The 26,220-nt window shown below is 63.6% G+C and carries 22 protein-coding genes and 1 tRNA gene; 9 read left to right on the top strand and 14 right to left on the bottom strand.

The window, feature by feature from the left end:
• Positions 1-444: 444 nt before the first annotated feature.
• On the bottom strand, positions 445-1,068 hold the full coding sequence (locus tag ICM05_RS10655) for a hypothetical protein (RefSeq protein WP_188024598.1): 624 nt from the start codon (positions 1,066-1,068) through the stop codon (positions 445-447).
• Between the two features lie 138 nt (positions 1,069-1,206).
• A tRNA-Tyr gene (locus tag ICM05_RS10660) sits at positions 1,207-1,287 on the bottom strand.
• A 148-nt stretch (positions 1,288-1,435) separates the two neighbouring features.
• Here ICM05_RS10660 and ICM05_RS10665 point away from each other — a divergent pair.
• Entirely contained in the window at positions 1,436-1,927 is a 492-nt protein-coding gene (locus ICM05_RS10665; protein WP_188024600.1) for a GNAT family N-acetyltransferase, read from the top strand.
• Between the two features lie 106 nt (positions 1,928-2,033).
• Here ICM05_RS10665 and ICM05_RS10670 read toward each other — a convergent pair whose 3' ends face one another.
• The 3 genes from ICM05_RS10670 to ICM05_RS10680 form a co-directional block, all read right to left on the bottom strand.
• Positions 2,034-4,637: a transglycosylase domain-containing protein gene (locus tag ICM05_RS10670; RefSeq protein ID WP_188024602.1), complete on the bottom strand. Its 2,604-nt coding sequence runs from the start codon at positions 4,635-4,637 to the stop codon at positions 2,034-2,036.
• 117 nt (positions 4,638-4,754) lie between these two features.
• Positions 4,755-5,993, bottom strand: a complete 1,239-nt coding sequence (locus ICM05_RS10675; RefSeq protein WP_188024604.1) for a glycosyltransferase — start codon at positions 5,991-5,993, stop codon at positions 4,755-4,757.
• 76 nt (positions 5,994-6,069) lie between these two features.
• Positions 6,070-7,359 (bottom strand): glycosyltransferase family 4 protein, encoded by a 1,290-nt coding sequence (locus tag ICM05_RS10680; protein WP_188024605.1) that lies wholly within the window; start codon positions 7,357-7,359, stop codon positions 6,070-6,072.
• Between the two features lie 76 nt (positions 7,360-7,435).
• On the opposite strand from ICM05_RS10680, the gene ICM05_RS10685 reads away from it, so the two are divergent.
• The gene (locus ICM05_RS10685) at positions 7,436-7,744 is read left to right on the top strand and encodes a helix-turn-helix transcriptional regulator (protein WP_188024606.1); all 309 of its coding nucleotides are present in this window, start codon (positions 7,436-7,438) and stop codon (positions 7,742-7,744) included.
• Positions 7,745-7,810: 66 nt separating this feature from the next.
• Here ICM05_RS10685 and ICM05_RS10690 read toward each other — a convergent pair whose 3' ends face one another.
• The 5 genes from ICM05_RS10690 to dnaK are packed head-to-tail and all read right to left on the bottom strand — an operon-like array spanning position 7,811 to position 12,824.
• Positions 7,811-8,989, bottom strand: coding sequence for a methyltransferase (locus ICM05_RS10690; RefSeq protein WP_353055888.1), 1,179 nt, complete (start codon positions 8,987-8,989; stop codon positions 7,811-7,813).
• Positions 8,974-9,414, bottom strand: coding sequence for a heat shock protein transcriptional repressor HspR (locus ICM05_RS10695; protein ID WP_188024607.1), 441 nt, complete (start codon positions 9,412-9,414; stop codon positions 8,974-8,976). The genes ICM05_RS10690 and ICM05_RS10695 overlap by 16 nt, the downstream gene beginning before the upstream one ends.
• A 14-nt stretch (positions 9,415-9,428) precedes the next feature.
• A complete protein-coding gene (locus tag ICM05_RS10700) occupies positions 9,429-10,376 on the bottom strand; it encodes a DnaJ C-terminal domain-containing protein (RefSeq protein WP_188024608.1) in 948 nt (315 codons plus the stop codon).
• Complete coding sequence (locus ICM05_RS10705; protein ID WP_188024609.1) at positions 10,369-10,974, bottom strand: nucleotide exchange factor GrpE; 606 nt, start codon at positions 10,972-10,974, stop codon at positions 10,369-10,371. The genes ICM05_RS10700 and ICM05_RS10705 overlap by 8 nt, the downstream gene beginning before the upstream one ends.
• Before the next feature lie 2 nt (positions 10,975-10,976).
• Positions 10,977-12,824, bottom strand: coding sequence for a molecular chaperone DnaK (gene dnaK / locus ICM05_RS10710; RefSeq protein ID WP_188024610.1), 1,848 nt, complete (start codon positions 12,822-12,824; stop codon positions 10,977-10,979).
• Between the two features lie 248 nt (positions 12,825-13,072).
• On the opposite strand from dnaK, the gene ICM05_RS10715 reads away from it, so the two are divergent.
• A complete protein-coding gene (locus tag ICM05_RS10715) occupies positions 13,073-14,446 on the top strand; it encodes an MFS transporter (RefSeq protein WP_188024612.1) in 1,374 nt (457 codons plus the stop codon).
• A gap of 521 nt (positions 14,447-14,967) precedes the next feature.
• Here the strand turns inward: ICM05_RS10715 and ICM05_RS10720 are convergent.
• Complete coding sequence (locus tag ICM05_RS10720; RefSeq protein ID WP_353055889.1) at positions 14,968-16,188, bottom strand: MFS transporter; 1,221 nt, start codon at positions 16,186-16,188, stop codon at positions 14,968-14,970.
• 56 nt (positions 16,189-16,244) lie between these two features.
• Between ICM05_RS10720 and ICM05_RS10725 the strand changes: the two genes are divergently transcribed.
• Entirely contained in the window at positions 16,245-17,528 is a 1,284-nt protein-coding gene (locus ICM05_RS10725; RefSeq protein WP_188024613.1) for a DEAD/DEAH box helicase, read from the top strand.
• 24 nt (positions 17,529-17,552) lie between these two features.
• Here the strand turns inward: ICM05_RS10725 and ICM05_RS10730 are convergent, their stop codons facing one another.
• Positions 17,553-18,323 (bottom strand): FadR/GntR family transcriptional regulator, encoded by a 771-nt coding sequence (locus ICM05_RS10730; RefSeq protein ID WP_188024614.1) that lies wholly within the window; start codon positions 18,321-18,323, stop codon positions 17,553-17,555.
• Positions 18,324-18,427: 104 nt separating this feature from the next.
• Between ICM05_RS10730 and ICM05_RS10735 the strand changes: the two genes are divergently transcribed.
• Positions 18,428-19,354, top strand: coding sequence for a carbon-nitrogen hydrolase family protein (locus ICM05_RS10735; RefSeq protein ID WP_188024615.1), 927 nt, complete (start codon positions 18,428-18,430; stop codon positions 19,352-19,354).
• A gap of 87 nt (positions 19,355-19,441) precedes the next feature.
• Entirely contained in the window at positions 19,442-20,791 is a 1,350-nt protein-coding gene (locus tag ICM05_RS10740) for an APC family permease (RefSeq protein ID WP_188024616.1), read from the top strand.
• Between the two features lie 129 nt (positions 20,792-20,920).
• On the opposite strand, the gene ICM05_RS10745 is transcribed toward ICM05_RS10740, so the two are convergent.
• The gene (locus tag ICM05_RS10745) at positions 20,921-21,547 is read right to left on the bottom strand and encodes a TetR/AcrR family transcriptional regulator (RefSeq protein ID WP_188024617.1); all 627 of its coding nucleotides are present in this window, start codon (positions 21,545-21,547) and stop codon (positions 20,921-20,923) included.
• Between the two features lie 131 nt (positions 21,548-21,678).
• Between ICM05_RS10745 and ICM05_RS10750 the strand changes: the two genes are divergently transcribed.
• On the top strand, positions 21,679-22,944 hold the full coding sequence (locus ICM05_RS10750) for an MFS transporter (RefSeq protein WP_188024619.1): 1,266 nt from the start codon (positions 21,679-21,681) through the stop codon (positions 22,942-22,944).
• Positions 22,937-24,586, top strand: a complete 1,650-nt coding sequence (locus ICM05_RS10755) for an amidohydrolase (protein ID WP_188024621.1) — start codon at positions 22,937-22,939, stop codon at positions 24,584-24,586. The genes ICM05_RS10750 and ICM05_RS10755 overlap by 8 nt, the downstream gene beginning before the upstream one ends.
• Positions 24,587-24,828: 242 nt before the next feature.
• Here the strand turns inward: ICM05_RS10755 and ICM05_RS10760 are convergent, their stop codons facing one another.
• Positions 24,829-25,281 carry a DoxX family protein gene (locus ICM05_RS10760; RefSeq protein ID WP_251364637.1) on the bottom strand — a complete coding sequence of 151 codons (453 nt, stop codon included), beginning with the start codon at positions 25,279-25,281 and terminating at the stop codon, positions 24,829-24,831.
• A 160-nt stretch (positions 25,282-25,441) separates the two neighbouring features.
• On the opposite strand from ICM05_RS10760, the gene ICM05_RS10765 reads away from it, so the two are divergent.
• Positions 25,442-26,134 carry a response regulator transcription factor gene (locus ICM05_RS10765; protein WP_188024623.1) on the top strand — a complete coding sequence of 231 codons (693 nt, stop codon included), beginning with the start codon at positions 25,442-25,444 and terminating at the stop codon, positions 26,132-26,134.
• Positions 26,135-26,220 lie beyond the last annotated feature (86 nt).

Here is a 26,220-nt window from a genome sequence, read left to right on the forward strand (position 1 = left end):
CTGAATTATTCATCCAAAAAAGGAATCTCCAACACAAACCAAACAGTTCATGCCGGGGATAAAAAATTGGCATTTGACAATCAAGTGCACACTATTGAGTTCTCAAGGACCAGACACTCCCCGTACCAACCAAACCAATGGCCCTCCGAAAAGCAGTCCAACAACCAAAACCAAACGTTTCGGTTAACCGCAAGCGAATCAACCAGGCCAGCGATGCTGCCCGGCTGCGTTGCGGCGACAAGGGATTACATTACACCGATCCCCACCCAGACGCAAACCCAGACCAAAACACGGGCGTGTTTCGACACCACACGACCCGAAACCACACCCCGACCGCGAGCAACCCGCCACCGGGAACAGGGAAAACCCTTCACCCACCCCACAACACACCAGAAATCGAGCTGCGCACGCGTCATCCAACCCGTACAGAACACGCGGCCGCCATCACTTTCGAGGGACCGCCCGCACAGAGTCAAGGTCCACCAGGTCTACCTGCACCTCTTCACCCAGGTGATGCACAAGGACGTTGCCGGAATGGAGATCCACATATGTCAGCCGTGTCCGCTCGAGCGCGGCCCAGACGCCAAGCAGCTGGCGATCCACCGTCCGCTCAATCCCCTCCGAGCTGAGGTGCCCCTCGTCGAGGCACCGGCGCAACGGGTGCCCCGGCATCCCCTCGAGCAAGATCATCTGGTGCTCATCCATGCAGTGCGCTTCGCGATACACGAATGCACCATTCCATAGGTGATGTCCGCGAGCAGCCGCCTGATACTCACCCTGCGAGCCGTAGCACTTGAGAAACTTCGTCATCCCTGTCGGCGAGGTAGCTCTCACCGCACCGCGTGAAGCCCGCGGAGAATAGCGAATGAGCTCGAGCTGCTCGAAGCCGGCCATTCGCGGCATCTCCAGCTTGAAGATGGGACTGAGTGCTGGGATCCGCGAATCAAATGGAAACGGCCACACTGACCAATGCCGCCCCTCACCATCCGTGAAGTTGGTGCCAACGTTCAATGCAGGGTCGAATGACTCGACGGCAAGCTGCGTCACTCCGCGCGCGCTGCGGCACATGAACATCTGCAGGCCGTCGGCTTCCTGCGCGAGAGTGAAGCACGCACCAAAGTCAAGCCATAGAAACTTGATGGCAGCATGGCAGAGGTGAGAGAAACAAGAAAGCCCCAGTTCCGAAGAACTGGGGCTTCTATCCTGTGGCGGATGCGAGATTCGAACTCACGTAGCTTGCGCGGCTGATTTACAGTCAGCTCCCTTTGGCCGCTCGGGCAATCCGCCAGGGTGTGATCGCGCGAACGCGAACAAGCATTAACTTTAGCGGCTCTTTCCCGGAAATAGGAAATCGAGACACGGAATTCTTATCCTCGGCATGTCGCACGCTTCTGACGACCGCTGCATTTCTCACCCGCCGTGGCAGAATCGGCACATGACCAACTGCGATCACCAGCTTCCGCCTGGCCTTACGCTGCGCACCGCCCACGGCATCGGCGAACTCGCACCCGAAGAGCTCTACGGCATCCTGCAGCTGCGACAGCAGGTGTTTGTCCTCGAACAGGATTGCGTGTACCTCGACGCCGATGGCCGCGATCTCGAACCAGGCACCGTGCAAATCTGGGCGACCGCCGCTGACGGCACTGTCGCGGCTACCGTACGCGTACTCGACGACTCAGCGGACGAACCCGGACTCATCGCCATCGGCCGCGTCGCGACCGCACCGGCTTGGCGCGGCAAGGGCGTCGCTGCCGAGCTCATCACACACGCGCTCGAGCTCACGGCCGGTTCCCCCGCGATCCTGCACGCGCAGTCACACCTCACCCACTGGTACGGCCGGTTCGGGTTCGTCGCGTGCGGCGCCGAGTATCTCGAAGACGGGATTCCGCACACCCCGATGCGGCGCGAGCCAGCACCACTCGCGTAGCCGGGATGAGGCGGGGGCGGATCCGCGCCCTCGCACCCATCACACGACGAAGGCGACCCCGGGAGAAATCTCCCCGGGGCCGCCTTCGTTATGTCACTGCGACGTATCAGTCAGCTCCGCACGCAAGCTTGAGCTTGACGGTGGATCCGCCCTTCACGGCAGTACCACTCCCTGGATCTGCGCTTACGACCTTGTTCTTGTCTGGGTCTTCCTTTTTGCCAGTTTCACATTGGAAGTCGGCGTTCAGAGAGACCGCCGCGAGACGCTCTGCAGCAACCGAGCCGGTCACGCCGGTCAGCCCGTCCGGAACCTTGGTCATGTTGCCCGAGCTCTTGTACAGCGTGATGGTTGCGCCCATCCATGCTTCGCCGCCGGCACCAGGATCGGTGCGCGCAACGAGGCCGCGTGCGAGCTCAGAATCGGTATCGCCGCCGTCAGCAACGGTGAAGCCCTGCGCCTCGAGAATCTTGGTTGCCTCTTCGACCGACTTGCCGGTCACGTCGGGAACATTCACCGAGGTCTGGCGGATCGCGGATTCGCTCGGCTCGGGGAACGCTTCGCCGCCGTAGACACGGTCGGCAACCTCGAGAATGCGAGGCATGATCGAGTGACGCGAGTTGTTGTAGCCGTAAGGAATCAGGCTGACCTTGCCCTCAACGTTGCCGACCCACACTGCGGTCGAAACGCGGCTGCTTGCCGCGATGAGCCAGGTGTCAACGTAATCATCCGTCGAACCGGTCTTACCGAGGTGCGGGATGCCCATGTACGACTGTGCCGAACTTGCCAGACCGCCGTTGACGGTCGCTTCGAGCGCGTAGGCGACACCTGCAGCAACCTCTGGTGAGATCGCCTCGCGGCAGTTGCCACCGGTGAACTTCACCTCGTTGCCTTCGGGGTCAGTGATCTTCTCGATCGGGACCGCGTCACACACGGTGCCGTCACCGGCAAACGCAGCGTATGCGTTCGCCATCGTGACGGGCGCGACCTCATCGACACCAGCGAAGACGCCCGAGGGCACGCGGGTCAGGTTGGTCGTGCCGTAGTTTTCAAGGTCTTCGTTCGTCATCGGTGCCGCACGGTGCACGCCAAGCTTCTCAGCAAGGTCGAACGTGTCACAGAGGTCCATCTCCTGCTGCATCGAAATGAAGCCACCGTTGACAGACCACTGGGTCGCCGTCAGTACCTGCTGGCCACCGTTGTACCGGTTGTCATCATTCTGGAAGCTGAACGAGCCGTAGCCGTAGACACCGTCAGGCATACACTTCGCTCGGAACGAGCTGAACTCGACACTTCGAGCACTCACGTTCACACGGTCGCGCACCGAGTGACCGGTGCGGATCCACTCTGCGAGCGTAATCGGCTTGAAGGTAGAGCCCACCTGGAAGCCACCCGACCCGCCGTAGTCGTAGTCGGTGTTGTAGTTGATACTCGTGTAGCCGGGGTTCGAGTTCAGGACGTCTGGGTCCTCACTGAACGGACGGTTCTGCGTCATCGCGAGGACCTTGCCGGTCTTCACCTCAACGCTGACCGCGGTCGCACCGAGCGAGATGCCCTCTTCGGTCGAGGGCACGTTGTCGCGCACTGCCGAAGTCGCTGCAGCCTGCAGCTCAGGGTTCACCGTCGAGATGATCTGCCAGCCACCACGGTTGAAGTTGTAGTCGCGCTCCTGCTGGGTCGCACCGAAGCTCGGGTCGTTCTGGATGTAGCGCTGCACGTAGTTGCAGAAGCTGCCCATGCCCTTCGCTTCTGCCGCCGAGCAGCCAGCCACGCGAGGCGTGATGTGGGGCTCGACCGGAGTAGCGATTGCTTCCTCGTACTGCTTCTCGGAGATACGACCGTGCTTGTACATCGAGTGCAACATAAGGTCACGACGTTCCTTATTTGCCTCGATGTTGTCGGGGTCGTCGATCGCGAGAGCGTTCGGAGCGTTCACGATTGCCGCGAGGCTGGCTGCCTGGGGCAGCGTCAGGTCTTTGGCGGTCGTGTTGAAGTAGTAGTGCGCGGCCGACTCGATGCCGTACACGCGGTTACCGAACAGGGCAATGTTCAGGTAGCCGAGAAGGATCTGGTCCTTCGAGTTCTTCTTCTCAATGGAGATTGCGTAACGCATCTCCTTAAGCTTGCGCTCGACGGTCTGCTCCATCGCGTCTTCGTAGGCTGCCTCACGGTCTGCCTCGTCAGCGTGTGCCAGCGACTCCTGGATGAGCACGTTTCGCACGTACTGCATCGTCACGGTCGAAGCACCAGAGAAGCCTGAGCCAGCTGCGTTCTGCAGCACTGCACGGCTCGCAGCGAGTACGTCGACACCACCGTGGGTGTAGAAGCGCGGGTCCTCCTCAGAGACGACCGCGTCCTTCACGTACTGGCTGATCTGGTCCCACTCGACGACCTCGCGGTCTTGCGAGTAGAAGTCCGCGACCTTCTCGAGGCCACCCTCAACGTTCGGGTTCTTTGCGTAGATCGTCGACGGCTGTGGCAGCGTGCCGGGATCAATATGCTCGGGCAGGTTCTCGAACAGGCTGACTGCGGACGAGGCCGCAAAGCCGCTCACTGCCACAACTGGCGTCACTGCCGCTGCCACGAGTACACCAGCAACAACGCTCATTGCGATTGCGCCGAAAAGGCCGCTGATCTTGCGGCCGCCACTCGCGGATACGGTGCGCGCGCGAGAGCTCTTTGCGCGCGTCTTCGTAGGCCTTGGTTGAGTCATACCCTCCAGATTAGGCCACGGAGCTGACGATCACCTTCGGCAGACTGAGAATGTTCCCGAGCGTCGGAACCTTCTCAGGGTGCGCGAGGCGCCGATCCGCGCCCCGCACAGTGACAGCTAGTGCGCCGAAGGAGACGCGAGATCCGCGGGATCTGCCCCGCGATACAAGGCCTCGAAGGTATCGAGAGTGCGATCGATGTCGTGTGCCTTCACCGCTTCGAGGGATGCGAGCTGCATCTGTTCGTACTCCGCGGGTGATGCTGTGAATACCTGGGTGAGGTAGTCAGCAAGCTCACGATCGTTACCAGGTTGGAACAGGAATCCGTTCTTTCCCTCATCAACCAGGTGCGGAAGTGCCATCGCATCAGCCGCGAGAATCGGAAGGCCCGAAGCCATCGCTTCCATCGTCGCGATCGACTGCAGCTCAGCAATCGAGGCAATAGCGAAGACGCTCGCCTCGGTGAGATTACGGCGCAGCTCCTCATCAGAGACGCGGCCAGTGAAGTGGACGCGGTCCTGGAGGCCGAGATCCGCCACGAGCTTTTCAAGATTCTTGCGCTGATCGCCATCACCAACGACCGTGAAGGAGGCGTTCAGGCTCGCATCAAGGCGACCGAGCGCGCGAATGATGACGTCGATCTCCTTCTCCTGCGTCACGCGACCAACGAAGACGATCTTGTTCTCCGCGCGTGGAGCAACGACTGCCTCGTAGTCAGCGGCACGCAGGCCGCAGCTCACCGGCAGCACTCCGCGGCGCTCGGTGCTGCGCTCGAGGAAGTCAGCCGCGCGGCGGGTAGGCGTCGTGACCGCGCGCGCACGACGCAGCACCTTGTCAGCTGCGCGCCAGCCCCAACGCACGAATGAGCGCTTAGCGATGGGCGGCAGCAGCGTGAAGTCGAGGACGTTCTCCGGCATGACGTGGTTGGTCGCCACGATGGGGATGCCGCGCTTTTCAGCCTCGACCGACACTCCCTTGCCGATCACGATGTGCGACTGAATGTGGATGACATCGGGCTGCACCTCGTCGAGCACGACCTTTGCGTAGTGCCGCGCACGCCAGGGCAGCACGAACCACAGCCAGTCGTGCGGGTACCAGCGGTAGCTCGGGATGCGGTGCACCGTCATCGTCTCGCCCTCGATGACCTCGACGAACCGGCCCTTGCGCTTGTACGACGCCGACGGCGCCATCACGTGCAGCTCGTTGCCGCGACGGACAAGGCCAGCAGAAAGTCGCTCGGTGAACCGTGCCGCGCCGTTGACGTCGGGGGCGAACGTGTCGCAGGCCTGCAGGATTCGCAGCGGTCGCTGGTCCCCCGTTTCAGGCGCAATTCCGGCGTCGCTCGGTGTAATTCCCACGGTTCTCACTTTCAGTACATGAGCGGTTGCTCACGGTCTCACTACTTCAAGCTTACGAAGCTAGCAGGGATTTTCCCTACGCCGCTCGGCAACCTGCCTGCAAGATTGCTGCGATTCCTGCTGCGTGTGCTGTGCCCTGCCGGTCTCGCGCGTACGCTTCAGCCGCTTCGCCTGCGGCATCGAGCGTGCCGCGATCGATCGCAAGCCCGATGAGCACGTTGGCCAGCGCAGCTGCATCGCCGGACTCGGTGCCGTCGCCCGCTGCGCTGATTGCCGCGTCGCCGAACTCACGTGCGAGCACGGGGTCGCTCACGATGACGGGCCGCTTGCGCGCACACGCCTCGAGCGCGATCATCGGCTGGTTGTCGAAGCCGAGGGAGGTGAGCACGACCGCATCAGCGCGCGAAATGAGCTCACCGACTTCGTCGCTCGCGAGCCGGCCGTGATAGGTCACGCCCGCCTCGATCTCACCGTGGCCACCCGCGATATCGAGGTGGATCGCATTGCTTCCTGCGCCAGCGCTCTCGAGGCCGGCGCGGGCGAGGCGGATCGCCTCAAGCGCAACCTCAATACGCTTTTCAGGCGCGAAACGCCCAGCCCAGACGAGCCGCAGGTGCGGTTCGTCTGGCGCGTGTTCGTGGCCGGGGGCGCCTGCGGCAGGCTTCGGTTCATCGATGAGCGGCTGCACCACGTTTGAAAGCACGTGCACGTTTTCGACGCCAGCAATGCGGAGCGCGTCTGCCTGGTGACGAGACGGCGAGAGGACCGCGTCTGCCTCGGTCGCGAGGCGGTGGGTCATACTGCGCAGGGCATTGTTGATCGTCGTGCTCCCCCGGAACTTTTGCTTCCCGGGAAGACCGGTGAGCGTGCGGTGGAATGCCGTCACGACGGGTGCGACGGGCGCGAGCGCCTTTGGGGCATCCCAGAAGTAGGTGTGCACGGTGTGCAGGAGCGGCACCCCGAGCGCCTGCGCCGTCTCAAGCGCGGCAGCCGCAAGGGCAAACTCCGAGTGCACGATGATGCCGTCGACGTGCTGCTGCTTGCCGAGCTTGGTGAGGGCGCGCGTGAGGCGACCGCGGCTCGGGAGCATGGGCAGGTCGAGCCCGGGAAGCGTGAAGAGCACTTTCGGGTCGCGGGTCGCGAGATTCATCGGGCGATCTTCGCGGAATGTCTGCGTCGCGTCTGGCGCAACCACCGTCACCCGCCAACCGGCGTCTGCGAGCGCCCGAGCTTGCCGAACAAGCGCGATCTGCGCCCCACCGAGATAGCTCAGTGAGTAGTCGCACACGATCATGACGCTCGGCTGCGGGTGCTGTGAGATGCTCATGCCCTTCATCTTCCCACCGGTGTATGTGCGAAACGCCATACACTCTCACTAGGTTATTTTTCTCAAGGTGTAAAGACGTTGGTGTTATTTGTCCAATGAGGCCAATCTTAGGTACGTGCCCAAGATTCACTCCCAGGCTGCCGTCCAGATCGGCACCCGCATGCGCACCGCACGCCAAGCGTTCGGCATCTCACTGGAAGATCTTGGCGAGCTTGCGAACATCAACTGGACCACGATCGGCAAGATCGAACGCGGCGCCTCGAGCCCAACCGCGGAAACGCTTGTGCGTATCGCGTCAGCCCTCGAGGTTGACCCCGCGCTGTTCATCACCGGCGTGACGTCCGACATGTACGGCCCAACTTCACACCAGCTCACCGCACGCGACCTCATCGACGAGCGAGCTCGCAAGGCGAAGGAGAGCTAACCCACCGCGGCGCGACGCGTTCTCATCGTTCAGATCACGTCACGGCTTGCGCTGAACCGGGTCCTGCTACTGGGCGCGGATCGACGACAGCACCGTAAACGTCTTGTCTCGGTCGACCTGTCGCGTCGTTCCGATGTGGCGCTCCACGAGCGGCCGATACCGCATGTGCGAGTTGAACACGATGCGCAGCTCACCACCGGGCGCCAGCACGCGCGCGCACGACTTAATGAGGCGATGAGCCACTTCGGCGTGCACGATCGCCCCGGTGTGGAACGGCGGATTCAGCAGTACGAGATCCGCCCACCCGTCAGCGACCGCCTCCATGCCGTCAGCACGGTGCACGGTGATACGATCCGCCACCCCCGCGCGCTCGGCCGTGAGCCTGGTCGCGGCCACGGCAGCGTGCGACTGGTCGGTCGCGATGATCTCAGCCTCGGGGAACAACAACGCCGCAGACACCGCGAGCACGCCGTTGCCGCAGCCGAGGTCGACGATGCGACGGGGCGCGGATCGGTCACCCGCGCGGCCAGCATGCTCAGCGCGCAGGCCAGCGAGCATGAGCCGACTTCCGTGGTCGAAGGTTGGTCCGCCGAAGGTCGCGCCAAATGCCGCGAGCTCAAAGCTGAGTTCGCGGTCGCGTCCCCACTTCGGGAACGCGAGTGTGGCGCCGGCGGCCGACGCGAGCGGCTGCGTGGCGGTCAATACGCGCGCCTTGCGGACACCGCGGCCAGCCGAAACCTCGCCGAAATAGCGAGCAAGAATGTCATTCATCGACCGTGACATGTGCTTGTCACGGCCGCCAGCAAGGACGATCACGCCGGGATCGGCCGTCTTGGCGATCCACGCTGCGATTTCGTCGAGCGCATCGAGCGCGCGCGGAAGCTGCACCAACACCAGCCGCGCGCCTGTGAGCAACGCTGCGTCGAGGGGCAGTGAACGGTAGACGTCATCGGTGTCGAGACCGAGGCGCTCTGCGTTGCGCGCGAGCGCACGCTCGCCAAGTACCGGGTCTTGATGGGTGCGGATCCCCCGCTGCCCATACACCTGGGCCGCGCCGAGGGTGAGCGCACCGTGGCGGTCGCCGATCACGACGAGTTCGTCCGGGCTGAGCGCCGCGAAGTGCGGTGCCGCAGTTTCCAGCAGCAGCTGGTCTGCCGCGTCATACGCGAAGAGCTCGGGCGCGTCCACATCTGGATCGCGCCCGAGCATCGCAAAGCACTCGTCGAGCGTCATTCGCTCTTCCACACCACTCCTGGCTGCCAGACCATGACGTCGGCGTTGCGCTTCGTACGGGTACCACGCTTCAGCGTGACAGCTGCGCCGGCAGAGCCAGCGGCAAACACACGTCGCTCGGGACGCTGCAGGCGCTCTTGCGCGAGCGCACGCTCGAGTTCGCGCACCTGACCCTCGAGGTCACGCACACGGTCTTCCAAATGGAGGACGCGGCGAATACCCTCAAGGCTCAGTCCCTCAGCTGACAGACGAGCGATCGTCTGCAGCTGAGTGACATCGTGCAGCGAGTACCGCCGAGTGTTGCCCCGGGTGCGCTGCGGCACTACGAGCCCAATACGGTCGTACTGCCGCAGCGTCTGCGGGTGCATCTCGGCGAGTTCAGCCGCACCCGCGATGGGAAACATCGGGGTGAAACGATCAACCTGCGGATTTGCCATGGTTCGGCCCAACCTTAGCCGCGTGCCCGCGAGAAAAGATCTTCACGCGGATTATCATCTGGTTCAAGGTCACGGAAAGCGGCAAGCGCTTCCTTTGCTTCGTCACTCATGTGCGAAGGAACCACCACCTGGACCTCAGCGAGCAAGTCGCCAGTGCCCTTCGAGCTGCTCACGCCGCGGCCCTTCACGCGCAGCACTCGGCCACTCGGGGTGCCGGGCTGCACCTTCAGCTTCACGGACGAACCGCCAAGCGTCGGAACCTCGACGGTCGCGCCAAGCGCGGCCTCGGTAAAGGTGACGGGCAACTTGAGCTTCAGGTTCAGGCCATCACGCTCGAACACCGGGTGCGGGCGAACGCTTACCTTCAGGAGGAGGTCACCTGCGGGGCCACCGTTCGGGCTCTTCTGTCCTTTGCCAGCAGCTCGGATCTTCTGGCCGTCGCTCACACCAGCCGGGATTCGCATTTTCACGGGTCCGTTGGGTGTATCAAGCGTGACCGTCTTGCCCTGCGCTGCGGTTTCGAAATCGAGCGTCGTTGACGCGGTGATGTCAGAACCACGCTGCGGACCGCGCTGCGCGCCGCCGCCAAACATCCCGAAGATGTCCTCGAAGTTCTGGCCGCCGCCGAAGCCTGCGCTCCGACCGCCACCGCCACCAAACATGCCGCCGAAAACGTCTTCGAAGCCCTGACCGCCGTGGCCGCCCGACGTGAATCGTGCGCCGCCAGCGCCCATGGCGCGAACCTGGTCGTATTCCGCGCGCTGCTCAGCGTCAGAGAGCACCGAGTAAGCCTCGCTGATCTCTTTGAACTTCGCTTCTGCGGCAGCATCGCCCGGATTGGAGTCCGGGTGATACTTGCGCGCAAGCTTGCGGTAGACCTTCTTCAGCTCTGCGTCGCTGACATCCTTTGAGGTGCCAAGCGTCTTATAGAAGTCTTTATCTAACCAATCTTGACTAGCCATCAGCTCCCACCGCCACCGCTACCTTCGCGGGGCGCAGTTCGACGTCACCGATACGGTAGCCGCGCTCGATCACGTCAAGCACGGTCTCACCCTCGGCGCCGGGAACCGGCACCTGCGCGATTGCTTCATGAATCTGCGGATCAAAGGTTTCACCCTTTTCGCCGAAGCTGACCAGGCCAACGCGCTCAAGCGTCGAGCGGAGCTTCTGCGCGATTGCTGCGAACGCGCTGCCCTCGACGAGATCGCCGTGCTGCTCAGCACGATCGAGATCGTCGACCACCGAGATCAGCTGGCTCACGACAGCTGCGGTTGCGCGCTGCTTGTCGATCTCAACGTTTGCCTCGGTGCGCTTACGGTAGTTCGCGTACTCCGCGGTGAGACGGCGCAGGTCTTCAAGGTACGAAGCCTCTGCGTCGTCTGCAGCTTCCGCTGCGGGTGCTGACTCGTCGGCGCCCGCAGCTGCCTCGGTCTGCTCTGCGTTCAGGATGTCCTCAACGGTCAGATCGTCCCCCTGATGCGGCTGAGGGCCGGATGCATTCGCCTCCGGCCCCGCCGCCTGGGGAGCCTCACCGTTGTTGTGCTGCTCCTCATTCGTCATGGTTACTTCTGCTCCTCGTCGTCTTCAACGACCTCTGCGTCAACGACGTCCTCATCAGCGGGAGCGTCAGCCGCGTCAGCGGTCGGTGCTTCTGCCTGTGCTGCTGCGTAGATCGCTTCGCCGAGCTTCTGCTGGCTCTCGCCGAGCTTGTCGGCAGCGGTCTTCACTGCTGCGTCATCGTCGCCTGCGAGTGCCTGCTTGAGCGCATCGAGATCGCCCTGGACCTCAGTCTTGACGTCCTCAGGCAGCTTGTCCTCGTTTTCCGAGATGAGCTTCTCGACCGAGTATGCGAGCTGCTCAGCGTTGTTACGCTGCTCAGCTGCCTCGCGGCGCGCCTTGTCTTCTGCTGCGTGCTCTTCAGCCTCGCGGACCATGCGCTCGATGTCCTCCTTGGAGAGGGTCGAACCACCCGAAATGGTGATGGTCTGCTCGGTGCCGGTGCCCTTGTCCTTCGCCGACACCTGAACGATGCCGTTCGCGTCGATGTCGAAGGTGACCTCAATCTGAGGAACGCCGCGCGGTGCCGGTGCAATACCGGTCAGCTCGAACGTACCGAGGTTCTTGTTGTCGCGGGTGAACTCACGCTCGCCCTGGAACACCTGGATAGCAACCGAAGGCTGGTTGTCATCAGCAGTGGTGAAGGTCTCCGAACGCTTGGTCGGAATAGCGGTGTTGCGCTCGATGAGCTTCGTCATGATGCCGCCCTTGGTCTCGATACCGAGGCTCAGGGGGGTCACGTCGATGAGCAGAACGTCCTTACGCTCGCCCTTCAGAACGCCAGCCTGGAGAGCTGCGCCGATCGCGACAACCTCGTCAGGGTTGACACCCTTGTTGGGCTCCTTGCCACCGGTGAGCTTCTTTACGAGCTCGGTGACAGCCGGCATACGGGTCGAGCCACCAACGAGAACGATGTGGTCGATGTCGCTGACCTTCTCGCCTGCTTCCTTGATGACGTCCTCGAACGGCTTACGGGTGCGCTCGAGGAGGTCCTTGGTGAGCTCTTCGAACTTTGCACGGGTCAGCGTCTCGTCGAGGTTTGCCGGGCCGTTCTCGGTGAGCGAGAGGTATGGCAGCTGAATCTGGGTGCTCATCGAGTTCGAGAGCTCCTTCTTCGCCTGCTCAGCAGCTTCCTTCAGACGCTGGAGAGCGATCTTGTCGCCTGCAACGTCAACACCGGTCGACTGCTTGAACTGGGTGATGAGCCACTCAACAACGCGCTGATCCCAGTCGTCGCCACCGAGGCGGTTGTCGCCTGCGGTTGCACGAACCTGAATCGTCGAGAAGTCATCGTCCTTGCCTACCTCGAGGAGCGAAACGTCGAAGGTGCCGCCACCAAGGTCGAACACGAGGATGAGCTCGTCTTCCTTACCCTTGTCGAGACCGTAAGCGAGTGCCGCTGCGGTGGGCTCGTTGATGATACGGAGAACGTTGAGGCCAGCGATCTCGCCAGCTTCCTTCGTTGCCTGACGCTCAGCGTCGTTAAAGTATGCGGGGACGGTGATAACTGCGTCGGTGACCTTGTCACCGAGGTAGGTCTCAGCGTCGCGCTTCAGCTTCATGAGGGTACGAGCCGAGATCTCCTGAGCGGTGTAACGCTTGCCGTCGATCTCGTCGGTCTTCCAGTCGGTGCCCATGTGGCGCTTGACCGAAGCAAGGGTGCGGTCAACGTTCGTGACAGCCTGGCGCTTCGCGGTCTCGCCTACGAGAACCTCGCCGTCCTTCGTGAAAGCAACGATCGAAGGGGTCGTACGGAAACCCTCTGCGTTTGCGATGACCGTGGGCTCGCCACCCTCGAGAACCGAAACGACCGAGTTCGTGGTGCCGAGGTCAATACCTACTGCACGTGACATATGTGTTCTCCTTTACCTAACTGCTGGTCGGCCAACTGATCACACTGGGGATCGAACGACCGAATTCCTGTCGACTCAAAGCTGAGCCTGATGCACTCAAGTTTACTCAAGTCAAGTGTCAAGTCAAGCCCGTTTCGGCAAACTTGAGCCAAACACACTCAACTTTCAGGTAACGCACAAGTGAACCCCCGGGATGCAGTGTGATCCGCGCCCCGGCGAGCACTCAGAGACCAGGTACGCTCGCAGTTATGAGTGAAACGAATACGGTCGCTGAGGCCACAGTTCCCGCACGAACAGTGCGGTCGTGGGCTTTTTGGGACTGGGCGACGCAGCCGTTCAACTCGGTCATCCTGACCTTTGTATGGGTGTCGCTGTATCTCGTTTCTGACTCGTTCCTCGCGCCGGAAATTGCCGCCCAAAACGCGGATGGCAATCTCACGTGTTCGCAAACAGCGGATGCGGCGACCGCATACTGCACCGGCCTCTCTGACCTGTCGGCAACCTACGGCTGGATCACCTTCGCCGCAGGACTCGTCGTGCTCGTCATCGCCCCGGTACTTGGCCAGCAGGCAGACGCACGCGGCAACAAGAAGCGCTGGGTCGTTGGCTGCACCGCAGCGCTCGCGCTCATCCAGTTTGCGATGTTCTTCGTGCAGGCGGATCCGCGCTACTTCTGGTTCGGCGCAATTGCCGTGGCCGTCGGCTCGGTAGTCAATGAGATTGCAGGCGTGAGCTACAACGCCATGCTGTTTGACGTCTCGACCAAGAAGACGGTCGGCCGCGTGAGTGGGCTCGGCTGGGGCCTCGGGTACATCGGTGGCATCATTGCACTGCTCGTCGTGGTCATCATCACTGAGCTCGAGTGGTTCGGCATGGACACGTCGAACGGCATGGCCTACCGCCTCATCGCAGTGGGTGCTGCCGTGTGGACAGTGGTCTTCTCTATCCCCTTCTTCCTCTGGGTTCCCGAGGCTGCCGCACGCGACGAGCGTCCCCGCGTCGGATTCTTCAAGAGCTACGCGGTGCTTGCCCGCGATCTTCGTGGCCTGTTCCACAACAACCGCCAGACCTTCTGGTACCTCATCGCAAGCGCGATCTACCGCGATGGCCTCGCCGGCATCTTTGCATTCGGTGGCATTCTCGCGGCCGTATCCTTTGGCTTCTCTGCGACCGAGGTAATGATCTTCGGTGTTGCCCTGAACCTCGTCGCCGGCGTAGCAACGATCGCCGCTGGCCGACTCGACGACCGCTTTGGCCCGCGCGCAATCATCATCTGGTCGCTCGTGATCCTCATTGCGAGCGCGCTCTTCATCTTCATCTTCCGCGAAGAGGGGAAGTCAATTTTCTGGATCGGCGGCCTCGTGCTCTCCGCAGCGGTCGGCCCCGCCCAGGCAGCAAGTCGCTCGCTGCTCACGCACCTCACCCCAGGCCACATGCAGGGCGAGGTCTTTGGCCTGTACGCCATCACTGGGCGCGTGATGAGTTTCCTGTCGCCGTGGCTGTGGTCGTCGTTCATCCTGTGGTTTGGTGCGACGCACTACGGCATCCTCGGCATCACGATCGTGCTCGTTGTCGGACTCGTACTGATGGCCTGGCTCGTGAAGAAGCCCGCGCGGGTGTAAGTTCGCTGTTGTCTGCGAGCGAGAGGGTCTGGGGTTTCTGCTCCAGGCCCTCTTTGCTTGTGTTGGGCGCGCTCTTCGCTTCGGTAGTGGATCGAGCTTTCGGTAAGACTGATTTGGCTATTTTCGTCTTACCAAAGCTCGATTCCAGACGGAGGCGAACGGGTTCTCGCGCTGAGTCGGCACCGCGGGGCCGTTTGCCGCAAACTGCGCGCCAATGCGCCGCAAGATAGCCAGCTCAGTGCGCAGCCCAGCTCAGGGCAAGGGCGGCCGCAAGGTCGCCCGCGGCAGCATCATAGGTGGCTGCTTGCCGGGCGGGGCGGAGCGAAACGGGCTGCCGCGGTTGGTCATTCGACCAACCTTGCCCGCGGGCTGAGTGCTTGCGGCGCTTGACTGGCCGGGCGCCGGGGTGAGTTTTGCCTAGAACTAAGGATCGACCGTCGTCAGGATGTTTTCCACCAATTTCATGCTGACGACGGTCGATTTCCAGACGAGGAGAAAAGTGGCCAGCCGGCCAGAAACACCTACCCGACGACGGGCACGCCACCGGTGTCGAGGCTGCGCGCCTTATCGCGGCGCTCAACCGCAATGCTCACGAGCATGATGACCAGGCCGAGCGCGGCAAGCACTGCGCCAACCCAGCCAGGCGCAAGGTACCCGAGGCCGGCTGCGATGACGAGGCCGCCGAGCCAGGCGCCGAGGCTGTTGGCCATGTTTGAGGCAGCGTGGTTCATGGACGCACCGAGCAGATCCGCCCCATTTGCCACGCGAATCAAGCGAGCCTGCACAGCGGGTCCAAACATCATGGTCGACGCACTCACGAGGAAGGCAAAGATAAAGAGGCGGATCGGCGCCCCAGCGAACAGCGAGTACGCGATAAAGACCAGCACCGCGAGCACGAGGCCAAAGATGGCCGCGCGGTTGAGATGCCGGTCGGCGAGCACGCCACCGAGGAAGTTGCCGATCACCATGCCGACACCGAGGGTCGCGGTCACCCAGGGCACGATCTCGGGGCCGAGGCCGACCTCGCGGGTGGTGACGTCGGCAATATAGGAGTAAACGGCGAAGAATCCGCCGCTGCCGACCGCGAGCGTGCCGATCATGAGCCAGACGCGGTAGTTCCCGAGGGCGCGGATCTCGCTGCGCGCCGTCCGCTCAGGGTTGCCAGGCAACTTCTCAACGAAGAGGACCACGAGCAGCAGTGCGAGCGCGAAGAGCGCGGCGACGACGCCGTAGACCCAACGCCAGCCGAAGGCCTGGCCGAGCATGGTCGAGAAGGGCACTCCCACGACGTTGGCGGTCGTGAGGCCAATCATGGAGATCGCGATGCCCTTGCCCATGTTGCCGGGGCCGAGCGTCTTCGCCGACAGCAGCGCTGCGACACCGAGGTAGATGCCGTGCGGCAGTCCGGAGGCGAATCGGAACACCGACACGAGCTCGAACGACGGCATGAGCGCCGACGCGAGGTTCGCGGCGCCGAGTACGACGAGTGACCAGCGCGCGAGGCTGGTGAGCGACATCCGCACGCAGAGGATCGCGATGACCGGTGCACCGATCACGACGCCGAGTGCGTAGAGCGAGATGATTGTGCCCGCCTGCGCGATAACGCGCTGCGGGTCAGCTTCGTAGCCCGGCAGCATGTTGCTGGCGATGTCGGGCAGCACGCCCATCGTGGCGAACTCAGTGATGCCAATGGCAAATCCACCAAGCGTGAGCGCGAAGAGGGCGAGGATACGTTTCACCACACAATTATCCCCTGCGCGACCAGCAGCCCCTCACCGAAACCGGGTACCCTAAATGGGTGTCGCGCCCCGAACTTAGCTCTGAACAACTCTCGGTCTACGAGAAGATTGAGCACACCCGCGAACACATTTTCGTCACTGGCCGTGCGGGCACGGGTAAGTCGACGATCCTGAATCATCTCTCGTACAACACCTCGAAAATCATCGCGGTGTGCGCGCCGACCGGTGTCGCTGCGCTCAACGTCGGCGGGCAGACGATTCACTCGCTGTTGCGCCTGCCAACCGGAGTTATCGCGGATCACGAGCTCGATCAGCCGTCCGAGCTGAAGAAGATGCTCGCGTCGATCGACACCCTCGTCGTCGATGAGATCTCGATGGTCTCGGCGGATCTCATGGACGCGATCGACCGTGCCCTGCGCCTCGCGCGCGGCAAGAAGCACGATCCGTTCGGTGGGGCGCAGATCATCATGTTTGGTGACCCGTTCCAGCTGCCCCCGGTGCCGCCGCGGGATCCGCACGAGCGCGCATACTTTGACGACACCTACCGCTCGCTATGGTTCTTCGATGCCAAGGTGTGGGAGGCAGTCCCCCTCAGCGTGATCGAACTGAGCGAGGTGCATCGCCAGCGCGATGACTCGTTCAAGCGGATCCTCGGCGCCGTGCGCCACGGCATCGTCGACGAGAATCAGGCGAACGCACTGAACAAGGCTGGCGCACGCCCGGCACCGCGCGACGTCATCACGCTCGCGTCAACCAACGCGACCGTCAACCGCATCAATGCCGAACGTCTCGCAGAGATTCGCGGATCCGCCCTCCGTGCCGTGGCCGAAGTCACTGGCGAGTTCAAGGAGAACCTGTTTCCCGCCGATGAGGTGCTTGAGCTGAAGCCTGGCGCCCAGGTGATGTTCCTGCGCAACGACCCTGACGGCCGCTGGGTGAACGGCACGATCGGCACGGTTTCGCGCGTCGAGGGCACGGTCTGGGTCGAAACCGACGATGACGAGTACGAGGTGGAGCCGGCGGTGTGGGAGCGTTTTCGCTACCGCTACGACGCCGAGACGAAGAAGCTTGAGAAGGAAGTCGTCGCCGAGTTCGAGCAGTTCCCGCTGCGCTTGGCGTGGGCGGTGACGATCCACAAGTCGCAGGGTCACACCTACGATGCGGCGTGCGTTGACCTCGGCCCGCGTGCATTTACCGCCGGCCAGACCTACGTCGCGCTGAGTCGTGTGCGGTCGCTCGAGGGTCTGTATCTCGCGCGTGATCTGCGCCCGAGCGACGTGATTGTGGATCCGAACGTGGTCCGATTCATGCGTGAGCGCGGGGCAAGCGCGCCAGCAGCCTAGGCGCGCACGAGCACGCGCCCGTAGCTAGCGCGGCAGCGCGACGAACATCTCACGGTGCAGTGCACCGACGTGTTCGCGGGTGATCCGCACGGCTTCGATCGGATCGTTCGCACGCAGTGCCGCGACCAGCGCGCGGTGCTCGTCGCGGCCGTGCACGAGTTCTTCGAGCGGATACGGCACAAAGTACTTCAGCAGCGCCTCGTAGGTTGCGAGGTACGTCGGGATCGACGGCAGTTCACTGATCTCAGCGATGAGCGTGTGAAATCGCGTATCTGGGCCGTGATGTTCGAGCCAACTTGGGGCGTCCTGCGACTGCTGAATGAGCGCGTCGAGCGCATCGCACTGCGCCGGCGTTGCACGCAGCGCTGCCTCGTGAATGATGCCGCACTCCATGAGGCTGCGCTGATCGATGAGGTGGCGGATCGCCTGCGCGTCAGCGCGGTACGCGGTCACGGCAGAGTCGTTGAGTTCGGGCGGCGTATCGGCGACGAAGGTGCCGCCGCCGCGTCCGGGGCGACGCACGAGCACGCCGTCTTCGACGAGACTTTCGAGCCCGCGACGGGCGGTGATGGCGCTCACTTCGAGACCCTCAGCGATGTGCTCGAGCTTGGGCAGCTTGCTGCCTGGGGCAAGCAGACCGTGCTCGATGGGGAGCAGAATGCGTGCCCGCACGGTCTCGACGGCAGAGAGTCTGGTCATTGCCGCTGAGCCGGGAACGACGAAGAGCGCATCCACTTCTTCCGCGGTGCTCGCGGCCACAGCTGCGGCCGCCGCTGACGAAGAATTTTTGCTCATAGTTTGATCCTAGCGAGACTCGTGTCTATAGTGATCAAGTTGATCATGATCAAAATGATCATTTTGCTTGGACGTACGCACGTACGCTGGACAAGGAGGTCATTGTGACTACTCGCGGAATCAAAGTCGCCCTCGCGCAGCGCTCCCCCGAACCCATCGATGGCACCCTCGAGAGCTTTGCCGCCGACGTTGCAGCAACACTCACCGACCATCCCGGCACCGGCCTCATCGTGTACCCAGAGATGCACCTCTGCGGCACCGAGCACCTTCCCGAGGATGAGCGTCCAGCAGCGCTCGAAGCAGGCGCGGTCCGCCTTGACAGCGAATACGTCGCAGCCCTCGGCGCGATTGCCGCACGTCACAACGTCTGGCTCTGCCCAGGCAGCATCGGTGAAATCGGCACCGACGGCAAGTTCTACAACACCCAGCTGCTCTTCGCTCCCAACGGCGAACTCCAGGCGACCTACCGCAAGATGTTCCCGTGGCGCCCGTTCGAGCCGCACGTGCCAGGCACACACTTCACGGTGCACGACCTCGACAGTTTCACGGCAAGCGACGCGGCCAACGACGCAGCGGCATCGCAGCCGCACGGCGTTGTCGGCCTTTCCATTTGTTACGACGCATGGTTCCCCGAGCACAGCCGCCAGCTCGCCTGGCTCGGTGCCGAGCTCATCTTGAACATCGTGAAGACCACGAGTCCCGATCGCGAGCAGGAACTCATCCTCGCTCGCGCGAATGCGATCACCAATCAAAACGTCATGGCCAGCGTCAACTGCGCTGGTCCCGTCGGCCGCGGCCGCAGCATCGTCGTAGGCCCAGAAGGCTTCGTCATCGCTGAGGCAGGCATCGGTGAGGAAACCCTCACCTTCACGTTCACCCCCAACGACGTGACCGAGGTGCGCGAACGCGGCACCATGTTCAGCAACCGTGTGTGGAATCAGTTCACCCCAGACGACGCTCCGGTTCCCCTTCCTATGTACAACGGCCAGATCTCTCCGGCCGAGTGGGCACCGCCTACGCGACGCCCCTAACCGGGCGGTGTGCGACGGCCTCACCTGGAGCTCGCCGTCGTGCACCGTACCCTTGTCCCAGACACACGTAACGACAGAGGAGTCTCCGTGTCATCCAGCCCAGCACCATCCGCAACACTTACGCGCACACTGAAGCTGCCTTCGCTCGTGCTGTTTGGCCTTGCGTATCTCACCCCGCTCATCGTTCTCGGCATCTTCGGTGTCATCGCCGAGCAGACCGGTGGCGCGAGCGCGAGCGCGTACCTCATCGCACTCGTTGCGATGCTCTTCACTGCGAGTAGCTATGGCCGTATGGCGAAGGCCTACCCGGTTGCCGGATCCGCCTACACGTACGTGCGCCGCACGATCGATGGCCGCGTGGGATTCCTCGTGGGTTGGGCGATCATGCTCGACTACCTGTTCCTGCCGATGGTGATCTGGCTCATTGGCGGATCGTACCTGCAGGCGCAGTTCCCCGCGGTGCCGATGCCGGTCTGGATCCTGGGATTCATCGTCATCACGAGCGCACTGAACATCATTGGGATTCAGATCGCTGACAAGGCGAACCTCATTCTCATGTCGTTCCAGATTCTGGTCATCGCGTTCTTCGTTGCGCTTTCGATCGCGTCGGTCGTTCGCACCGACGGTGCTGGTGGTCTCTTCAGCAGCGGCCCGTTCATTGGTGACGGCGTTGGCTTCGTCGGGATCGCTGGCGGCGCGGCCGTTGCGGCGTACTCGTTCCTCGGCTTCGACGCAGTGACGACGCTCACGGAAGAGACCGTTGATCCGAAGCGCACAGTGCCCCGCGCTATCCTCCTGGTTGCGCTCATCGGCGGCGGCATCTTCGTGGTCGTGGCCTACGTCACGCAGCTCGTGCAGCCCGGCGGCACCTTCGAGTCCCCCGACACCGCGGCGTTCGATATCGCGACCAAGATCGGCGGCAATCTGTTTGGCGCGGTCTTCCTCGCAGCACTCGTCATTGCGCAGTTCACCTCGGGCCTCGCGGCTCAGGCATCTGGCAGCCGTCTGCTCTTCGCGATGGGTCGCGATGGCGTCCTGCCGAAGCGCTTCTTCGGCGCACTCAACTCGCGATTCCACACGCCGGTGCTCAGCATCCTCGCGATCGCGGTCGTTGGTCTCATCGCCATGTTCATGAACGTTGCGACGTCGACCTCGTTCATCAACTTCGGCGCATTCCTGGCGTTCATCATGGTGAACACGTCGGTCATCGTTTACTGGGCGAAGGAGCGCCGCGCTGGCCGCTCGCACAACCCGGTGCTGTACCTCGTGTTCCCCGTGATCGGCATTCTGGTGATCGCGTACCTGCTCGCGCAGCTCGATCTGCACGCGATCACGCTCGGTTCGATTTGGTTGCTCGTTGGTGTCGTTGTGCTGGCGATCACGACTCGCGGCTTCCGTGTTCAGCCGCCAGAGCTCGCGGTCGACTCGGCAGAGTAACCGGGAGCACCCAATCGAGGGGGCGGATCGGCGGCGCAGCCGCCCAGCCCTCACGGCAGTGGCCGGTCATGCACCTCGCGTGCGTGACCGGCCACTGCCGTTTCGTGTGCGGGCTGGCACCTGCTGGGCTTACTGGTCGGCTGCGATCCGCGCCCGTTCTGCGCGAAGTTCCACGCTCGTGAGGATGAGATCGACGCCGTGCGCAAAGAGCTGGTCGTTGCGCGCCTTACCGGTCGGGTGTTTGTCGATGAGGGCGTCGAGTGAGGGGTCGAGCTTGTTTCGCGCGAAGATGCTCTCTGGCGAGAGGGCGTCGAGGGCGGATCCAAACGCGAATGCGTCAAGCGTCTCGATGGTGACGAGCAGTTCGTCGTCTGGGACTCCCCCGAGGCGGAGTGCCGCGGCCATGTCGCCGTAGAGCTCGAGGGTGTCGGGTTCTTCGATGATGACGGTGAGCAGCAACTGGAGGGTGCGCGGATGGTCGGAGTACAGCCGCCAGAGCGTGTTGATGAGCACGCTCACCTGTTCTCGCCAGGGCAGGCCAGCGACTGACGGCGGCGCGTATTCGGCCGAGAGCGATTCGCGCATTGCGTGAATGATGCCGTCGCGGCCCTCGACGTGGTGGTACAGGGACGACGGGCTGACGCTCAGCTCACGCGCGAGCGTCACAATCTGGAGGTCGCGGCCGGACTCCACAATTTCGATCGCTTTGCGTGCGATCACGTCACGGCTCAAAAGTGCCACTTTTGGTCGCGCCATTGACCCTCCTTGGTCTTCATGGTCGCCGGTTTTGACAATGCGACCTCTTGCAGTGCATCATATTGCAGAAATCGAAATCAATTCGGTTAACGCTGTGAAATGCAATGACGCACTGAGAAAGGGCTCTCATCATGAGTTCGAACACACACGCAGTCCAGGGGTCCGATCCACGTCACCCACTGGGAATCAAGAACGGCGCAGCCACCTTCCTGCTCGGTCTTGCCGGTCTCATGATGGCGAACCTCGCGCCGCTCATCATCACCGCCCTCGAAGAACTCGGCCTCTCGAGCCTTGATGCCGGCGGAGTGCTCACCTGGGGTCTCCTTGCCTCAGCCGTCGTTGGCCTCGGCAGCTCGCGCCTCGCCGCTGGCGTTCACCGCCGTATGCTCGCGCTCGCTGGCCTCGCAGTCGGCACCGTTGGCTTCGGCTTCGCAGCATTCGCGTCGAACCAGTCGCTCGCGGTCACCGCATTCATCATCGGTGGCGCAGGTGTCGGCGCCGCGATCTCAACCTCGGGCGCTGCAATCGCTGCACTCCGCAACCCGAACCGCGTGAGCGCCATGAACGGCATCATCAACCGCGTGCTCGTGATGATCGTGCTCGCAATCATTCCGATCATGGGCATCAGCCAGATCAACGTCTTCGGTGCCCTCGCTGTACTCTCGCTGCTCGGCTTCGCGGTAGCCTCCTGGCTCCCCGATGCGCCTGAACACGCGGAGCCGGTCGACGTCACTCAGTCGCTCAAGATCGCAGAACCTCGTCGCATCACCTGGGCCGGCATCGCGATCCTCATCGTCTTCCCGCTCTGGGGCACCAGCGAGGACGCCATCTGGACCATGGCTGGCGTACTCGGTGACTCGGTTGGCCTCTCGCCCACCGCACTCGGTACCGCGCTCAGCGCAGCAGCTGGCGGCGGCCTCATCACCATGCTCATCGCCCTCATCGGCGGCAAGAAGATCGGCCGCGCGGTCCCCCTCGCGCTCGCGCTTGCTGTGGGTGGCGTGCTGAAGATCTGGGTGGGCTACACCGACGATCCCACGACCCTCGCGTGGCTCATCATTCTCATCAACACCGTCTACGCGTTCGCGTTCGCACTGTTCATCGCCACCGCGGCTGGCCTCGACGCGCGCGGCCGCTGGTCGGCTCCCATGTCGGGTGCGTACCTCGTCGGCTCGAGCTTCGCTCCGCTCATCGGTGCGTGGCTCATCGAGACCGTTGGCATTCAGACCTTCGCACTCATGATGGGCATCGTCAGCTTCGTGGTCATCATCCCGACCGTCGTCATCGCCCGCGTCTCGGTCGGCGCTGAGCGCGCCCTCGAGCGCGAGCATGCCGCCGCCACCCACGCCGCAGCAGCAGCAACCAACGCAGCAACCGCAGGAGCACACCATGCCTAACACCACCCTCTACCGCAATGCCACGGTCTTCACCGGACTGGCGGATCGCCCCCTCGCCGAAGCCTTCGCCGTCTCGGCAGGCCGCATCGTTGCAGCGGGCACGCTCGAAGCCGTGCGCTCGTCGTTCGGCCCGGGCGCAGTCCCCGCGGAAATCACCGAGGTCGATCTCGGCGGCAAGTTTGTCATGCCCGGCATGATTGAGGGTCACTCCCACCTGCGCATGCTCGGCGAAGCGCTCGACAAGGTGCAGCTGCGCGACTGTGAGACGCTCGCTGACATCCAGAACGCGCTCGCGGAGCGCCGCGCGGAGCAGCCCGATGCACCGCACGTGCTCGGCGTGAGCTGGCAGTTCGGCCCACTCGGCGGCGAACGCCCCACCGCAGCAATGATCGACGCGGTCGTCGCAGACGTCCCCGTGCTGCTCGACGCGAACGACTTGCACTCTGCGTGGGTGAACACCGCGGCGCTCAAGGCAATGGGCATCGATCGCGATACCCCGAACCCCGTCGGCGGCGAGATTGTGCGCGATGAACACGGTGACGCAACCGGCTTCCTGCTCGAGACCGCTGCGATGCAGTACGCCTGGGGCTACCTCGCACGCGTCACCTCGGAGGAAGACGAAGACCGCTACCTCGACAACGCCTTCAGCGTGTACCTCGAGACCGGCATCACCGGCGCGACCGATATGGCGTTTGATGAGGGCCTGATCCGCCCCCTCGTGCGCCGCCTGCGCCGCGACGGCAAGCTGCCCTTCCCCGTGACCGCGCACTGGTTGCTGCGCGCATCGGGTGATCCGGCTGAGGATCTTGCACAGGTCGCGACCGCGGCCCGGTTGCGCGATGAGATCCACGCGGAGTTCGGCGATGACTGGCTGCGCATCAACGGCGTGAAGTTCGTGCTCGACGGCGTGATCGATGCGTGCACCGCGGCGATGCGCGCGCCATACGCGAACGGCGAGAATGCAGCTCCGATCTGGAGCTACGAGGCCGCGCTGCCCGTCGCGCTCGCGGTCGATGCTGCCGGCCTGCAGTTCGCACTGCACGCAATCGGTGACGCTGCGAGTGAGATGGCTGCTGATTTGGTCGCGGAGTGCATCCGCGTCAACGGCCCCCGCGCCGATCGTCGTCCCCGCATCGAGCACCTCGAGTCGGTCGGCACCGACACGATCGCGCGCATGGCCGCCCTCGGCATCACCGCATCGATGCAGCCCGTGCACTGCGATCCCGCGATCATGGACAACTGGATCGAGATGCTCGGCGACGAGCGCGGCGAGCAGGGCTTCCCGTGGCATATCTTCCGCGAGCACGGCGTCACCCTCGCCCTCGGCACGGACGCGCCCACGGCGCCGCACCACGCGCTCGATAACCTGTTCATCGCGCTGACGACGCGATCCGCGCTCGATGCATCGCTGCCCGGCTACCACCCCGAGCGCGCGTTCACCCCGGGTGACGCACTGCAAGGACTCACGCACGGACCCGCGTACGCCGCGAGCCAGGACACCGATCACGGCACCATCGCCGCAGGTAAGCGCGCGAACATCGCCGTGCTCAGCGTGAACCCGTTTACCGACGACCCCGAGACGCTGCGCACCGCGCAGGTGCTGCTCACGCTCGTCGACGGTGAGGTCGCCTACCGCGCGTAGGTTGGCTCGTTGCCCGGTGGGCACGCGCACAGAGATGGGGCGCGGATCGGCTGATGCTGATCCGCGCCCCATCTTTTGTGCCCCCCCCATTTCGCCCCGGTATCGAAACTCGGCTTCGGTCGGACTGATCCACCGAAAGGGGGCTTACGGAAGCGACGAAATGCTACCGAGGCGGTGAGCCTGGGTGGTGAGCCTGGGTGGTGGGCCGCGGCGGCTGGGGCGAGGCGGTGTTCGGGGTGCGACTAGTGGAGGAGCGCCGGGATGCGGCCGTGGAGCGTTGCGAGGGGCGAGAAACGGCCCGGGCCGAGCAGGGCGAGCGCGACGAGCGCCGCAGCGATGATCGCGGGCAGCTCCCAGCCACCGCCGTCAGCGTAGAAGCCTGCGCCAGCGTGTGCGGTCACGATCGCGACGAGCAGTTCGAGCGCCGCAAGCATCGCGAGCGGGCGCACGAAAACGCCAAGTACGAGGAGGGCGCCGCCGACGAGTTCGAGCACGGCCACGATGATCGCGGCAACCTCCGGCATCGGCAACCCGAGCGAGCTGAAGAAGAGGCCCACCTGGTCAACGCCCATGCTGAAGAACTTCTGCCAGCCGTGCGCAAAGAGCGCCCCGCCGAGCGCAATGCGCAGCAAGAGCTTGGCGATATCGTCCGACATCACGGCACGGGCGGCGGTGGGGGCAGGCGTCTGGGTCATGAGGTCTCCTTCACTGTGAGCGCGGATGTCGCGCCCAAATCTAGTGTTGGCGTTCGCCTTGGCGGGCCGGTATCCCCCACCTGGCCGAATCGCGGAGCCAACCAGCTGAACCCTGCACACACCCAGCGATGTTCGGAGCCGCGCAACCTAGCATTGCCGTATGTCTGATCAGCCCACTGCCTCCAGCGTCACCGCTGCCATCGCCGTCGCCATCATTGACGACGAAGCGCTCGTCCGGCAGGGCCTCACGCTCATGCTCGAGGCGGCACCCGACCTCACCGTTGTCGGTTCGGGTGACGGCACGGAAGCCCTCGCCCTCGTGCGGGAGCGTTGCCCACAGGTGGTGCTGCTCGACATTCGCATGCCCCAGGTTGACGGGCTCACCGTCTTGCGGGAGTTGATGGCGCTGCCCGATCCGCCCCACGTCATCATGCTCACGACCTTCGACATGGACGACTACGTCCGCACCGCCCTCGACCTCGGCGCGGCCGGCTACCTCTTGAAGGACACCGATCCCGAACTACTGCCGCAGTATGTCCGGACCGCAGCCGGTGGCGGCGTCGTGCTCGCCCCGATTCCCGCGCAACGCATGCGCGAGGCGGTTCGCGAGGGCGGGACCGATCACGATGCAGTGGCGCGGATCGCCCAACTCACCGAACGTGAACGCGAAGTGCTCGTGCGGCTCGCACAGGGCGACTCAAACACTGAAATCTCGCGGCAGCTTCTGGTCAGCGTCGGCACGGTGAAGGACCACGTCTCAGCAATCCTCGCGAAGCTGTCAGTGTCTGGCCGAGTGCCCGCCGCGCTGCTTGCCGAGCGCGCAGGACTCCTCCGCACGGAGGTCACCCGATGAAGGCACTCGCTCCCGCGGCGCTCCCACGCTGGGCCGTCGAAGCGGTGCTGCTCGTGGCCGCTGCAGCAGAAGCCGCGATTACCCTC

This window comes from Leucobacter sp. cx-42, assembly GCF_014529985.1.
Classification (GTDB): domain Bacteria; phylum Actinomycetota; class Actinomycetes; order Actinomycetales; family Microbacteriaceae; genus Leucobacter.

Coding starts and splice junctions, on each gene's coding strand:
- ICM05_RS10670 (WP_188024602.1), bottom strand. CDS start 4,637: ATGACTCAACCAAGGCCTACGAAGACGCGCGCAAAGAGCTCTCGCGCG.
- ICM05_RS10680 (WP_188024605.1), bottom strand. CDS start 7,359: ATGGCGTTTCGCACATACACCGGTGGGAAGATGAAGGGCATGAGCATC.
- ICM05_RS10750 (WP_188024619.1), top strand. CDS start 21,679: ATGAGTTCGAACACACACGCAGTCCAGGGGTCCGATCCACGTCACCCA.
- ICM05_RS10755 (WP_188024621.1), top strand. CDS start 22,937: ATGCCTAACACCACCCTCTACCGCAATGCCACGGTCTTCACCGGACTG.
- ICM05_RS10745 (WP_188024617.1), bottom strand. CDS start 21,547: ATGGCGCGACCAAAAGTGGCACTTTTGAGCCGTGACGTGATCGCACGC.
- ICM05_RS10760 (WP_251364637.1), bottom strand. CDS start 25,281: ATGACCCAGACGCCTGCCCCCACCGCCGCCCGTGCCGTGATGTCGGAC.
- ICM05_RS10765 (WP_188024623.1), top strand. CDS start 25,442: ATGTCTGATCAGCCCACTGCCTCCAGCGTCACCGCTGCCATCGCCGTC.
- ICM05_RS10695 (WP_188024607.1), bottom strand. CDS start 9,414: ATGGCAAATCCGCAGGTTGATCGTTTCACCCCGATGTTTCCCATCGCG.
- ICM05_RS10730 (WP_188024614.1), bottom strand. CDS start 18,323: ATGAGCAAAAATTCTTCGTCAGCGGCGGCCGCAGCTGTGGCCGCGAGC.
- dnaK (WP_188024610.1), bottom strand. CDS start 12,824: ATGTCACGTGCAGTAGGTATTGACCTCGGCACCACGAACTCGGTCGTT.
- ICM05_RS10705 (WP_188024609.1), bottom strand. CDS start 10,974: ATGACGAATGAGGAGCAGCACAACAACGGTGAGGCTCCCCAGGCGGCG.
- ICM05_RS10655 (WP_188024598.1), bottom strand. CDS start 1,068: ATGTGCCGCAGCGCGCGCGGAGTGACGCAGCTTGCCGTCGAGTCATTC.
- ICM05_RS10700 (WP_188024608.1), bottom strand. CDS start 10,376: ATGGCTAGTCAAGATTGGTTAGATAAAGACTTCTATAAGACGCTTGGC.
- ICM05_RS10715 (WP_188024612.1), top strand. CDS start 13,073: ATGAGTGAAACGAATACGGTCGCTGAGGCCACAGTTCCCGCACGAACA.
- ICM05_RS10665 (WP_188024600.1), top strand. CDS start 1,436: ATGACCAACTGCGATCACCAGCTTCCGCCTGGCCTTACGCTGCGCACC.